Source organism: Pantoea sp. S18 (genome assembly GCF_045689705.1).
In the GTDB taxonomy this organism is placed as follows: domain Bacteria; phylum Pseudomonadota; class Gammaproteobacteria; order Enterobacterales; family Enterobacteriaceae; genus Pantoea; species Pantoea symbiotica.
Map to the genome: position 1 here is coordinate 1,880,488 of NZ_CP142688.1, position 12,846 is coordinate 1,893,333.

Below are 12,846 nucleotides of genomic sequence, written 5' to 3' on the forward strand. Positions count from 1 at the left end.
GGCAGGAATGAAAGCGCGTGGGATGATGTTGTTATGTTTATTGCTGGTGGGATGCGATCAACCCAACGACACACAGCTGCGTTTAGATGCCAGTCGACAACTGCAACGCACCATCGATACCAACCCACTGCGTGTTCAGTGTGAAAAGATTGCGCGTGGGCGTGAATGGCTGACACAGCACACCCTCCATCGTCTGGAAGCCAAAGGCTGCGAAAACGTTCTGCGCAGCGCCACCGAAACCAATTTCACTCACAGCGAAACTTATCGTCATGCGATGACGGTGGTATGCGGTGGCATTCAGGGTAAAAGTTTCACCGGCACCACCTTGTATCGACGTTTTATCTACTCTTCAGAAGAGAAGGCGCTGGTGATTGAACCGATGACCGATCAGGACAAAACCCGCTTCGAAGGACAGAAATCGCTGCAGCAGTTGCAGGACGATTTTAATCGCCAGACCACGCAATATTGTCAGTGATTAATCCGGCACCGCCTGCGCTAACTGGGCGAGAGAGCAGCGCAGGCGCCACAAAATACCCACCAGCGTATTGGCTTCGCTCTCTGCTTGCTGCTGCAGCTGATTAATCATGGTTTCCAGCTCATCCAGCGTGGCCTGCAACGCAGTGTGATGCACGCCGCGCAGACTCATAATCCGTTGCAGATCCTGCAGGCTGCTGTCGCGCATTTGCCCGAGCGTAGCCGACGTCGGCTGCCATTCGCGCAGCTGCCAGACAATGTGGGAACAGTTGAGTAGCACCACGCCCCAGCGCAGCAGCCACACGCGCGCCTGCTCGTCGCGACTGTTACTGAGCTGACTAATATGATGATAAATCTGCGATTCAAAGTGGCTTTCGCTCAGACGCGGATTGCGGCGTAGCTGATCGAGAAATGCATGGCGCAAGGCGCGAATATGCCGACGACTGCGGCGCGCATCGGAACTGGGACGTAGCACCTGAAACGCCAGCCACGCCAGCAACACGCCGCACACCTTGGCGATATTGTCATTAAGGAAGCTTTGATAATCCCAGTCGGGCGGATTGGTGACGGCGATAAAAGATCCCATAAATACAATGAACTGCCCCCACATTCCCGCGCGTTTCTTCTGCTGCAGTTTGAACAACTGCAAGGTGAGCAGCAGCGGGAACAGCACCAGCAAAAACTGCCACAGCGCGCTGATTTGCACCATTAAACCGAACTGCAGCACAAAACTAAACAGCGACAGCCACAGCAAGGTTTTGAGTAATAGCGAGACGCTGCCGCTCGGCGAAGGGGCGGAAGAGTAAAGCACGCACGCGATGGCGGTGAGCGTCAGGGCGGCGGCACCGGAATCCCATTGCGTAGTGATCCAAAAGGCGCAACCCAGCATGATGACGCTAAAAGTGCGCAGGGCGCTCCAGCCGGCTTCTGCGCTGTCACTTTCTCGCGCCAGCGACGGCGCATACGGCGGTTGAAAACGGGTATCGGCATCGGCGAGTTCAATCAGGCGAATCCAGCGATTGACGTTGAGATAGACCCAGCAGAAATAACGCAGACGCTGAACGAAGGCGCGTTGGCGGTAATCACCGGTTGCTGATGGCGTGATGCCACGCAAAATCAGCGCCAAACGGTATTTGTCACACTGTGGCTGCGCCAATTCGTGCAGCAGTTTTGCCATGGCATCGTAAAGTTCAGGCGGCGCATCGGGCCAGTTCAGCAACATGCGGCGCAGACTGGAGAGCACGCTGGTCAGACGCAGCTGCTGATGCAGCACATAGTTCAGCACGTTGTTCTGACGGCGGAAGCGATAGTGGCTCCAGAACGCCTGAATGCGCAGCAAGTTCATGGTGAGAATCTGGCTAATGACATTCTCATGGGCGGTGCGCACGTTATCGGTGCTGCCTTGCTGCAGTAATAACACCGCATGATCCAGCAAACGCGCGTGCATCTGACGCAGTGAACTCATCAGTGCATTGCCATCCGAGGTGCTGGGCAGAATCATCATCATCAATCCGGCGCAAAGAATGCCGGAGATCACTTCGCAAACGCGCGCTTGCGCGATATCCCATAGCTGAGTGACATCAGTGATATTGACGCTGCTAAAGGCAATGATGGCGGCGGTATATCCCGCCAGCGAAAACGCGTAGGCCACGTTGTTTTGGTAGTGATTGGCGATCCAGGTGCAGAACGCCAGCCAACCGGCCATGAAAAAGGCAAACAGCCAGGGCTCGTTTAGCGTGTGTCCGGCAATCAGCAGCGCGGCGCTGGCACCGAGCAAACTGCCAACGATACGCCCCAGACTTTTACTGATGGCACCGCCGACGGTGGGAAAACTCACCACCGCCGCCGATGTCATGGCCCAGTAGGGTTCATCGAGTTGCAGCGCATAAGCGATGGTCAAGGCGAGACACATCGCAATGCCATTACGCAGCGCGTAGCGCCACTCGCCCCAGCTTGCTTTTATCCACGGCAGATTTTGCCAGGCCAGCCACTGAAAATTCATCACAACCTCAGTGATCGATCGAGATGGTGCAGGTGGTGCCCGCCACCAGCGGCACGCCTTCCGGCAACGCGTCTAAGCGAATGCGCACCGGCACGCGCTGCGCCAGACGCACCCAGGGCACGTTAGGCTTGATATCCGGCACCAAACCGCCATCGCTGGCGACGCTTTGGTCGTAAATGGCGCGTCCGATACTCTCGACTTTGCCCTGCAAACGCGCACCGTTGCTGTACAACACAATCTGCGCCGCAGCGCCGGGTTGAATATGGCGCAGCTTGGTCTCTTCGAAATAACCCATCACGTAATAAGAGTGGCTGTCGACCAGCGCAAACAGCGGCGTACCGGCGCTGGCATAGTTGCCGGTACGCAGCGTCAGGTTGCTGATCCAGCCATCGGTGGGCGCGGTAATCGTAGTTTGATCGAGGTTCCAGCGTGCCTGATCGAGGCTGGCCTGCGCGGCTTTCGCCGTTGATGCGGCGGCATTGGCGGTTAAGCGCGCGGCGTCCATATCTTCCGCTGAAATGACGTTGCGCGGCAGGCTGGCGCGGCGATTGGCTTCATGCTGCGCTTTCGCCAGATCGGCCTGCGCTTTGGCTAGCTGCGCTTCGGCGTTGGACTGCGCAATTTGCCACGGCACCGGATCGAGCTTGAGCAGCACATCACCTTTATGCACGAACTGATTGTCACGCACCTCCAGGGCGATGATGCGCCCGGACACTTCCGGCGTGATATCCACCAGTTCGGCGCGCACTTTGCCATCACGCGTCCACGGCGATTGCATGTAGTAATTCCACATCCACCATCCGGCAAGCAGGGCCAGCGCAAAGATCACTACAGTTGAAAAATACTTAAAAGGGTTGAATTTCATAGTGATTTATCCGAGGCTCAGTAACCACAATGCGCCAGCGACGCACAGTACAAACAGGGAAAGGTCCATTAAGGTGGGATGCCAGACATCGCCGGAGTAGATCCAGCCGCGTATCAGCGGGTGAATCAACAACCAGAAAAAGAATCCGAGTAACACCGCTTTAAACAGCGGCGGGAAAAACAGCGACGCACCGAACACCAGGTCGGTAAGCGGGGCGCTGGGGGAAAAAGCGGTTAGGGACACGTGTCATCATCCTTTTTGACCGGGAATCATCTAAATAGAGCGTAGACGGCAAGCGTATATGCAGGCCTGGTATTTGTAATTTGCCAGGTAAACTCGCAGAATAGTGTAAAATCTGGCTTAATAGCTAGCAAGCTAATTATAAGGAGATGCAATGGATACGCCCTTGGGAACCGATCTGTCTCGCCTGGTGCGCATTTGGCGCGCGTTAATCGATCAGCGCTTAAAACCGCTCGAGTTGACACAAACACACTGGGTGACGCTACACAATATTCATCAACTCCCGCCAGAGCAGTCTCAGATTCAGCTGGCAAAAGCCATCGGCATTGAGCAGCCTTCACTGGTGCGCACGCTGGATCAGCTGGAAGAGAAGGGATTGATCACCCGCGCCACCTGCGCCAACGATCGCCGCGCGAAACGCATCAAGCTGACCAAGCAAGCTGAGCCGATCATCGAGCAGGTTGAGAATGTGATTGATGCCACGCGTGATGACATTCTTTCCGGCATCAGCCTGGAAGAGATCAATCAGATGGTGACGCTGATTGCGCGGCTGGAAAAAAATATTCTCGAGTTTCACAACCGCGAGAAATAAAAAAACCGACGCCAGGCGTCGGTTTTTTTTATCTATTCGCTTAACGTGGCGAAACGGTAACCTGGCTGCCGTTTGACGCCATCACGACGCGCTGGCCAACCGAGTAACGGGTGGCAGCTTGCTTCTGCACCACCATGATGGTGTTGCCATCATCCTTGCGGATTTCCAGCTCGACACCGTCAGATTTGTTAACCGCACCCTGCACGCCCTGACCGGCTACGCCACCGAGTACCGCACCGCCTGCGGTTGCCAGACTGCGACCGCTGCCGCCGCCAATGGTGTTACCGAGGAAACCACCCAGCACAGCACCACCAATTGCGCCAATCACGTTGTTTTCATCGCCGCCCTGGATTTTCACCGGACGCACCGAAACCAGCGTGCCGTAGGAAACACTTTGTACTTGTTTAGCTTCGCTGGCGCTGTAAACGTCACCGGAAAGGGTGCTGTCGTTGGCACAACCTGCCAGAGTTAAGCCGGTCAACGCCACGGCTACAAAACGCTTAATCATCAGAACGCTCCTTAATGCAAAAAAACGCCATATTTCTCATCCTGTACTGCACAGAGTATAAGACAGAAAACTGGCAATTGACTCTAAGTCCGTATAATACGCGGCTGGGCCGAAGCATAGACCGTCTCCCATCAACAAAAATTCAATTACCTGCAGAAAATATTTCTGAGCTGGGACACATTGCGCAGTGACGCTGAAAAGCGGAATTTTATCATAGAATTAGCCCCGGTAATTTGCCAGGCTTAAGCCAGATGATGTTAAGGGAGTGAACCGCTATGAAATCAGGACGCTATATTGGCGTGATGTCCGGCACCAGCCTTGATGGCGTGGACGTGGTACTGGCGGCCATTGATGGGCAAATGGTGGCGCAGCAGGCCAGCTATTGTCATCCCATCCCGCAGGAATTACGTCAGCAGGTGCTGGCCATTTGTCAGGGACAATCATTGACGCTATCGCAGCTCGGACAACTGGACACGCGGCTTGGCAAACTGTTCGCCGAGGCGGTATTGACCTTGATGCACCAGCAGTCGCTGGAAGCCAGCGACATTATGGCGATTGGCTGCCACGGACAAACGGTGTGGCATGAGCCGCAAAGTGATGCGCCCAATACGCTGCAAATTGGCGATAACAACCAGATCGCGGCGGCCACCGGCGTGACGGTGATCGGTGATTTTCGTCGCCGCGATATGGCGCTCGGCGGGCAGGGCGCGCCGCTGGTGCCGGCCTTCCATCAGGCGCTGTTAATGGACAGCGTCGAGCGCCGCATGGTGCTGAATATTGGCGGCATCGCCAATCTGTCGCTATTAATTCCCGGCCAGCCGGTGCGCGGTTTTGATACCGGACCGGGCAATATGCTGATCGATGCGTGGATTTGGCGCAATAAAGGTTTGCCATACGACAAAGATGCCGGCTGGGCGCGCAGCGGTCAGGTGGTTCCGGCGCTGCTGGAGTTAATGCTAGGCGATCCGTGGTTTGCGCTGCCGCCGCCAAAAAGTACCGGACGCGAATATTTCAATCTCAGCTGGATTGAGCAGCAGTTGCAGCGTTTCCCAGCGCTGGCACCACAAGATGTGCAAGCCACGTTGACTGAGCTGACGGCGTTGACCATCGCGCAGCAGGTGCAGCTCAACGACGGTTGCGATCGTCTGTTGGTGTGCGGCGGAGGCAGCCGAAATCCGCTGCTGATGGCGCGCCTAGCCACCCATCTGTCGGGTACTGAAGTGGGTACCACCGACGAAGCGGGCATCAGCGGTGACGATATGGAAGCGCTGGCCTTTGCCTGGCTGGCGTTTCGCACATTAAATGGCTTACCGGGCAACCTGCCAGCGGTAACCGGCGCGCGGGAGATGAGTGTATTGGGCGCGATTTATCCGGCCAATCCCCGACCTATTCGTTAAGAGGTGAAGATGAAAAAAACAATTATGATGCTGAGTAGCGTGGCGATCTTAAGTGGTTGCGGCATGATGCATAAACAGGAAGAGACGCCACAACAGTTGCGCTACCAGTGCGGCACCTTGCCGCTGACCGTCACTCAGGATAATGCGAAGCAGCAGGTGAGCTTTATTCTGGATGGCAAGCCGCTGACGCTGACACAAACGATCTCGGCCTCCGGCGCGCGCTACAGTGACGGCACTTACGTCTTCTGGTCAAAAGGCAATGGCGCTTTTGTTGAACGTAATGACAAAATCGTGATTAATGATTGTGAATTGCAGAACGCGGATACCTCCGCTCAGTAAACGTTAGAGAAAGAGAAACAGCATGAGCGACAGTGACAGCTTGCAAAATATTGCCCATCTGCGTCGTGAATACACTCGCGGCGGGCTGCGACGTAAAGATCTGCCCGATAATCCTCTGGCGCTGTTTGAGCAGTGGCTGCAGCAGGCCTGCACCGCGCAGTTGCCGGATCCGACGGCGATGACGGTGGCCACCGTTGACAGCAGCGGCCAGCCTTATCAGCGCATCGTGCTGCTTAAGCACTACGACGAGCAAGGCATGGTGTTTTATACCAACCTCGGCAGCCGCAAGGCGCTGCAGCTGGCAGAGAATCCGCGTATCTCGCTGCACTTCCCGTGGCACTTCCTGGAGCGTCAGGTGATGGTGCTGGGTGAAGTGGAAAAACTGTCGCCGCTCGAGGTGCTGAAGTACTTCAGCAGTCGCCCGCGTGATAGCCAGATTGGTGCGTGGGTGTCGAAGCAGTCGAGCCGCATTTCGGCGCGCGGCGTGCTGGAAGGCAAGTTCCTCGAACTCAAACAGAAATTCCAGCAGGGTGAAGTGCCGCTGCCGAGTTTTTGGGGCGGTTACCGCGTCAAATTCCACACCGTGGAGTTCTGGCAGGGTGGCGAACATCGCCTGCACGATCGCTTCCTCTACCAGCGTAATGACAATGGCTGGTCGATTGACCGTTTAGCCCCGTAAAACTGCTTTTTATCCCCTTTCAACGCTGGCGCAGTTGGCGTCAGCGCTTTATGCTATAGCCCTCTTTTTTTTCGTCTCCGCACGTCGGCGGAAAGCTGTGTACCAGCCTAGGTGCAGTCTGATCAATTTGGAGTCAGTGATGACCAGCAGTAACCTGATACAACAATTGCAAGAAAGGGGCTTAGTCGCCCAGGTAACGGATGAAGAAGCGTTAGCAGAGCGACTGGCGCAAGGGCCAATTGCACTCTATTGCGGCTTCGATCCTACCGCTGATAGCTTGCATTTGGGCCATCTGGTGCCGCTGCTCTGCCTGAAACGTTTTCAGGATGCCGGACACAAGCCGGTCGCGCTGGTGGGTGGTGCCACCGGTCTGATTGGCGATCCCAGCTTTAAAGCAGCAGAACGTAAACTTAACACCGCTGAAACCGTTGGCGAGTGGGTCGACAAGATCCGCAACCAGGTCGCGCCTTTCCTCAGCTTCGATTGCGGCGACAACAGCGCGATTGCCGCGAACAACTACGACTGGTTTGGCGGCATGAACGTGCTGACCTTCCTGCGCGATATCGGTAAGCACTTCTCAGTCAACCAGATGATCAACCGCGAAGCGGTGAAACAGCGTCTGAACCGTGAAGATCAGGGCATCTCCTACACCGAGTTCTCTTATAACCTGCTGCAGGGTTATGACTTTGCTGAGCTGAACAAGCGTCACGATGTGGTGCTGCAGATTGGCGGTTCCGATCAGTGGGGCAACATTACTTCTGGTATCGACCTGACGCGTCGTCTGCATCAGCAGCAGGCGTGGGGATTGACCGTACCGCTGATCACCAAATCTGACGGCACCAAATTCGGTAAAACCGAAGGTGGCGCGGTGTGGCTGGATGCGAAGAAAACCAGTCCGTACAAGTTCTACCAGTTCTGGATCAACACCGCAGATGCAGACGTATATCGCTTCCTGAAGTTCTTCACCTTCATGAGCATTGAAGAGATCAATGCGCTGGAAGAAGAAGACAAAAACAGCGGCACAGCGCCACGCGCGCAGTACGTGCTGGCTGAGCAGGTCACGCGTCTGGTGCACGGTGAAAGCGGCTTAACCGCGGCAAAACGTATCACTGAGAGCCTGTTCTCTGGCAGTTTGAGTGCGATGACCGAAGCCGACTTCGAGCAGCTGGCGCAGGACGGCATGCCAACCATCACGTTGACGGCAGAAGACGATCTGCAGCAGGCGCTGGTAGCGGCTGAGCTGGTGCCATCACGCGGCCAGGCGCGCACCATGATCGGTTCTAACGCGGTCTCGCTGAATGGCGAAAAACAGTCAGATGCGGAGTACCGTTTCAGCGACAGCGATAAACTGTTTGGACGTTTCACGTTGTTGCGTCGCGGTAAAAAACATTACTGCCTGATTAACTGGCAGTAAGCGTTCAGGGCCGGCTTCCGGCCCTTTTTTATGGCAAGACAGCAGTACAGGGCAAAATGAAAAATATTCTCGCAATTCAATCTCACGTTGTTTACGGACACGCCGGTAACAGCGCTGCCGAATTCCCGATGCGCCGCATGGGCGCAAACGTTTGGCCGCTGAATACCGTGCAATTTTCTAATCACACCCAGTATGGTCACTGGACCGGCACCGTGATGCCCGCCACGCATTTGACCGACATCGTTAAAGGCATAGCGGCGGTTGACCGCCTGAAAACCTGTGATGCGGTATTAAGTGGCTATCTGGGATCAGCGGAGCAGGGCGAACAGATTCTGGAGATCGTGCGTCTGGTGAAAGAAGCCAACCCGAACGCATGGTTCTTCTGCGATCCGGTGATGGGCCATCCGGAAAAAGGCTGCATTGTGGCACCGGGCGTGGCGGAGTTTCACTGCAAAATGGCATTGCCCGCCAGCGACATCATCGCGCCGAACCTGCTGGAGCTGGAGATGCTCAGCGGGCATGAAGTGGCCAACGTGGAGCAAGCGGTGGTTGCGGCACGAGAACTGATTAGCAAAGGCCCGAAAGTGGTGCTGGTGAAGCATCTGGCGCGCGCCGGACGCCGCAGCGATCGTTTTGAGATGCTGCTGGTGACCGCCGATGAGTGCTGGCACATCAGCCGTCCGTTGGTGGACTTTGGCGTGCGTCAGCCGGTTGGCGTGGGCGATCTCACCAGCGGCCTGCTGCTGGTCGATCTCCTGCACGGTAAGTCGCTGCAGGATGCGCTGGAGCACATTACGGCGGCGGTGTATGAAGTGATGCTGAAAACCCACGAAATGGGCGAGTACGAGTTGCAGCTGGTGGCCGCGCAGGATGCGATTGCCAAACCGACGCAGCATTTCGCGGCAGAAAAGCTGTAAATTCCCGTAGGGTGCGTATGAATGCGCACCTGTAATTGAGGTCGCCATTAATGGCGACCCTACGATTAAACCAAACCTTCCGCCTTCAACGCCGCCTGCACCGCTGGGCGCTCCGCAACCCGGCTAAACCAGGCTTCCAGCGCATCCAGTCCCGATAAATCCAGCTTGATGGCTTTAGCCCAGCGCGTCACCACGAACAGATACACATCGGCGACGGTAAAACGTAATCCCAGCAGCCACTGCTTATCCTGCAGCGCCTCATTCACCTGCTGATACTTCTTCTCCAGTTGCGCACGCGCAATGGCTTTGTACTCTTCTGGCGTATCAGGACGGAACAGCGGGCTGAAACCCTTGTGCAGTTCGCTGCTGACATAACTTAACCACTCCAGAGTGTGATAGCGCGTCAGGCTGCCGGTCGGGGCCAGCAGGTTGCGATCCGGCTTGAGATCCGCCAGATACTGCACAATCGCCACGCCTTCTGTCAGGATGCTGCCATCATCAAACTGCAGCGCCGGCACTTGTCCTTTCGGGTTAATCTGCCAGTAATCTTCTCCTTGCTCGGTCACTTTCTTCTGCAGGTCCACGTTCACCTGGGTAAAGTCCAGTCCGCATTCCAGCGCGACAATATGCGGTGATAGCGAACAGGCACCGGGCTTACAATAGAGTTTCATCATGGCTTCTCCTTGAGTGTTGTGGTGATCGAAGCAGCATAAGTCTGCCAGGGATTTTTGCCAGTGACAGCGATCAGGAATTGCGGTCACCGTTCAGGTTTATTCAGCAAAGCATGGCAGTAATGGCAGCTTTTCGAGCGCGAAATCCCAAAATTGCCGCACTTTAGGCGTCATATTCTTCACGCGCTGGGTGACTAACTGTACCGGCAACGGTGCCGGCTCCCATTCAGGCAGTAAACGCAGCAGTTTTCCGCTGTGGATATCGTCGAGAACCTGATACGACAGCAGCCGTCCAATGCCGTGTGCGCTGCGTAACGCTTCCAGCTGGCTCTCCACATCATTAACCCGCAGACGCGGCGTGATGCGCACGCGCAGATCCTGGGCGAAGCGCCACTCGCGCGTATGGCGCAGGCTCGTCACTAGCGCATGTTGAGTCAGTTCAGTGGGATGAAGAGGTGTGCCAGCCTGTTGCAGATAGTCGGGGCTGGCAACCAGCGTCGAGCGCACATTGCCAACCTGACGCGCCACCATCGAAGAGTCCTGCAATTCACCAATGCGCAGCGCGATATCAAGACCGTTTTCGATCAGGTCCTGATAGGTGTCGCTGAGCACCACTTCAATCTGCATCTCCGCATGCTGTTGCAGAAAGGCATTCACTAAAGGCATGACGTGGCGACGACCAAACTGCACCGGTGCGGTTAAACGCAGCAAGCCATGCAGGCCGCTGTGGTGAGCGCTGTCGATGGCGCGCTGATAATCGCCCAACACCCGTTGCGCCTGCTCAAACAGCTGCCAACCGGCTTCGGTGGGTGCCAGCTGGCGCGTTGTGCGTTCAATCAGGGTGGCGGCGAGACGGGCTTCGAGGGTATTAAGAGTGCGAGTGATCACCGGTGGCGATCGCTGTAACAAGCGTGCAGCGCCAGCCAAACTGCCTTGCTGGATAACTGCGACAAACACCTCAAGCTCATCAAACCTGTCCATGCTTCTTCCACGCTGATTAACAGTGAGCCGACATCATGAAGTTAAGCGAGCGAAAAGCGAAGTGTGAGCAGCAGAAATCGTTAAAGCAAATGTGAATGGAAGTGAAATAGCGGGCAGAAAACAGCCGGGACAAGCCCGGCTTTCTCATTACTGATTGGCGCTAGCGCGTTTCAGTTCAGTTTGACTGTCATCCTGCGTCATGCGATTCAGCAGTGGCGCGGTAATCAACATCAGCAAGGCAATCACGCCGGTAGCAATACCAATCTGCTGGAACACATGGCTGTAGACCGCCAGTGATGTGTGCGGATCGGTCACATCACTCGGCACTGCCATCAGGTTGGCGACTTTACCCGCAATCATTGCTGCACCTGCGGTGGTCAGGAACCAGGAACCCATAATGAAGCCCATCAGACGCTGTGGCACCAGCTGTGCCACCATCGCCAGGCCCAGACCGGAAATCATCAGCTCACCGATGCTCTGCAACGCATAGCTGAGGATCAGCCAGTTCACCGAGACGATACCGGCTTCGTTGGCAAATTTGGCACCAAACGGCAGCACCAGGAAGGCCGCTGAACACAGCACCATACCGAAGGCGAATTTGTGTGGCATCGGCATTTTATCGCCGAGCTTGTTGTACACCGCCGCCAGAATCGGGCTTGCCAGCATAATCCAGAACGGGTTCAGCGCCTGGAACTGCTCTGGCTCAAAGGTGATGCCCAGAATCGCATGCTCAACGTTGCGGATAGCGAAGAAGTTGAGTGAGGTTGGCATCTGCATATAGAGCACGAAGAACACAATCGCTTCTACCATCAGCAGGAAGGCCACGATCATCTTACGACGTGCGGCACCTTTCAACGCGAAAGCTTCTTTGGCGAAGATCACCACGATACCTGCGGCGATGACGCCCAGCGTCATGCGTGCGATGCTCTGGTGATGCAGCAGCCAGGCCGCCAGCGCAATCAGCGCTACCACGCCAACCAGCGTCATCAGCAGTTTACCCATCTGCAGCGGGGCAAAATCCGGCTTGGAGCCGTAGTTTTTCACCACACGCTGGAAGAACAGGAAGTTCAGCAGCGTAATGACCAGACCGACAACCGACAGCGAGAACGCCGCGCCCCAGCCATATTTCGCAGCCAGCCACGGCGTCAGCATCATCGAGAACAGCGAACCGATGTTGATCGACATGTAGAACATGGTGAAGGCACCGTCGAGGCGCGCGTCATCTTTCTCATAGCAGGTCGACAGCAGGGAAGACGGGTTAGCTTTAAACAAGCCGCTACCCACCGCGATGGTCGCCATACCGATGTACACCATTGAGGTGTCATGACCGGAGAAGGCAATCAGCGCATAACCCAGCGCCAGTACCATCACGCCGAGTACGATAACGCGTTTGGTACCCAGCACTTTATCGCCGAGCCAGCCGCCGATGGCGACTAAACCATAAACCAGCGCGCTAAACGAGGTGAACAGCGTAATGGAGTCCGCTTCGGACATGCCCAGCTGTTTAACCAGGTAAACCGCCATGATGGCTTGCAGACCGTAGTAACCAAAACGTTCCCACAGTTCGATGGAGAAGATCAGATAAAACGCTTTCGGTTGCTTAAAAGCGTTGAGGCTTGGCGCCCCGTCAGTGTGTTTGTTTGCAGTTGACACGTGTACCTCAGTTTTAACATAGCCTGTTTTGCGACAGGAATTAAGTCTGCGTCGGGCTGGGTAATCCCGCGCAACATTGTTATTAGAAAGGAAAAACGGCGACTAATTTGGCTG

General features: G+C 55.7%; 14 protein-coding genes. 7 read left to right on the forward strand and 7 right to left on the reverse strand.

The window, feature by feature from the left end; genetic code table 11:
- Positions 1-7 precede the first annotated feature (7 nt).
- Positions 8-475, forward strand: a complete 468-nt coding sequence (locus VIJ98_RS08740; RefSeq protein ID WP_323273435.1) for a hypothetical protein — start codon at positions 8-10, stop codon at positions 473-475.
- Here the strand turns inward: VIJ98_RS08740 and VIJ98_RS08745 are convergent, their stop codons facing one another.
- From VIJ98_RS08745 to VIJ98_RS08755, 3 genes are read right to left on the reverse strand one after another with little or no spacing between them, the layout of a single operon-like run.
- Positions 476-2,476, reverse strand: a complete 2,001-nt coding sequence (locus tag VIJ98_RS08745; protein ID WP_323273436.1) for an FUSC family protein — start codon at positions 2,474-2,476, stop codon at positions 476-478.
- A 7-nt stretch (positions 2,477-2,483) separates the two neighbouring features.
- The gene (locus tag VIJ98_RS08750) at positions 2,484-3,341 is read right to left on the reverse strand and encodes an HlyD family secretion protein (RefSeq protein ID WP_323273438.1); all 858 of its coding nucleotides are present in this window, start codon (positions 3,339-3,341) and stop codon (positions 2,484-2,486) included.
- Between the two features lie 6 nt (positions 3,342-3,347).
- A complete protein-coding gene (locus tag VIJ98_RS08755; RefSeq protein ID WP_008110284.1) occupies positions 3,348-3,584 on the reverse strand; it encodes a DUF1656 domain-containing protein in 237 nt (78 codons plus the stop codon).
- Positions 3,585-3,735: 151 nt separating this feature from the next.
- Between VIJ98_RS08755 and slyA the strand changes: the two genes are divergently transcribed.
- A complete protein-coding gene (slyA, locus tag VIJ98_RS08760) occupies positions 3,736-4,173 on the forward strand; it encodes a transcriptional regulator SlyA (protein WP_007892783.1) in 438 nt (145 codons plus the stop codon).
- 40 nt (positions 4,174-4,213) lie between these two features.
- On the opposite strand, the gene slyB is transcribed toward slyA, so the two are convergent.
- Positions 4,214-4,681: an outer membrane lipoprotein SlyB gene (slyB, locus tag VIJ98_RS08765; protein ID WP_008110282.1), complete on the reverse strand. Its 468-nt coding sequence runs from the start codon at positions 4,679-4,681 to the stop codon at positions 4,214-4,216.
- A 275-nt stretch (positions 4,682-4,956) separates the two neighbouring features.
- On the opposite strand from slyB, the gene anmK reads away from it, so the two are divergent.
- The 5 genes from anmK (at position 4,957) to pdxY (ending at position 9,427) form a co-directional block, all read left to right on the forward strand.
- On the forward strand, positions 4,957-6,078 hold the full coding sequence (gene anmK, locus VIJ98_RS08770) for an anhydro-N-acetylmuramic acid kinase (protein ID WP_258145003.1): 1,122 nt from the start codon (positions 4,957-4,959) through the stop codon (positions 6,076-6,078).
- A 9-nt stretch (positions 6,079-6,087) separates the two neighbouring features.
- Positions 6,088-6,417 carry an MliC family protein gene (locus VIJ98_RS08775; protein ID WP_323273444.1) on the forward strand — a complete coding sequence of 110 codons (330 nt, stop codon included), beginning with the start codon at positions 6,088-6,090 and terminating at the stop codon, positions 6,415-6,417.
- Positions 6,418-6,439: 22 nt separating this feature from the next.
- Positions 6,440-7,096 carry a pyridoxamine 5'-phosphate oxidase gene (gene pdxH, locus VIJ98_RS08780; RefSeq protein WP_008110277.1) on the forward strand — a complete coding sequence of 219 codons (657 nt, stop codon included), beginning with the start codon at positions 6,440-6,442 and terminating at the stop codon, positions 7,094-7,096.
- Positions 7,097-7,235: 139 nt separating this feature from the next.
- Entirely contained in the window at positions 7,236-8,510 is a 1,275-nt protein-coding gene (gene tyrS, locus VIJ98_RS08785) for a tyrosine--tRNA ligase (RefSeq protein ID WP_008110275.1), read from the forward strand.
- Positions 8,511-8,566: 56 nt separating this feature from the next.
- A complete protein-coding gene (pdxY, locus tag VIJ98_RS08790) occupies positions 8,567-9,427 on the forward strand; it encodes a pyridoxal kinase PdxY (protein ID WP_008110272.1) in 861 nt (286 codons plus the stop codon).
- Positions 9,428-9,492: 65 nt separating this feature from the next.
- Here pdxY and gstA read toward each other — a convergent pair whose 3' ends face one another.
- The 3 genes from gstA to dtpA all read right to left on the reverse strand — a co-directional run bounded on the left by gstA (position 9,493) and on the right by dtpA (position 12,732).
- The gene (gene gstA, locus VIJ98_RS08795) at positions 9,493-10,098 is read right to left on the reverse strand and encodes a glutathione transferase GstA (RefSeq protein WP_175501674.1); all 606 of its coding nucleotides are present in this window, start codon (positions 10,096-10,098) and stop codon (positions 9,493-9,495) included.
- Positions 10,099-10,197: 99 nt separating this feature from the next.
- On the reverse strand, positions 10,198-11,079 hold the full coding sequence (locus VIJ98_RS08800; protein WP_323273448.1) for a LysR family transcriptional regulator: 882 nt from the start codon (positions 11,077-11,079) through the stop codon (positions 10,198-10,200).
- A gap of 147 nt (positions 11,080-11,226) precedes the next feature.
- Positions 11,227-12,732: a dipeptide/tripeptide permease DtpA gene (gene dtpA / locus VIJ98_RS08805; RefSeq protein WP_008110266.1), complete on the reverse strand. Its 1,506-nt coding sequence runs from the start codon at positions 12,730-12,732 to the stop codon at positions 11,227-11,229.
- Positions 12,733-12,846 lie beyond the last annotated feature (114 nt).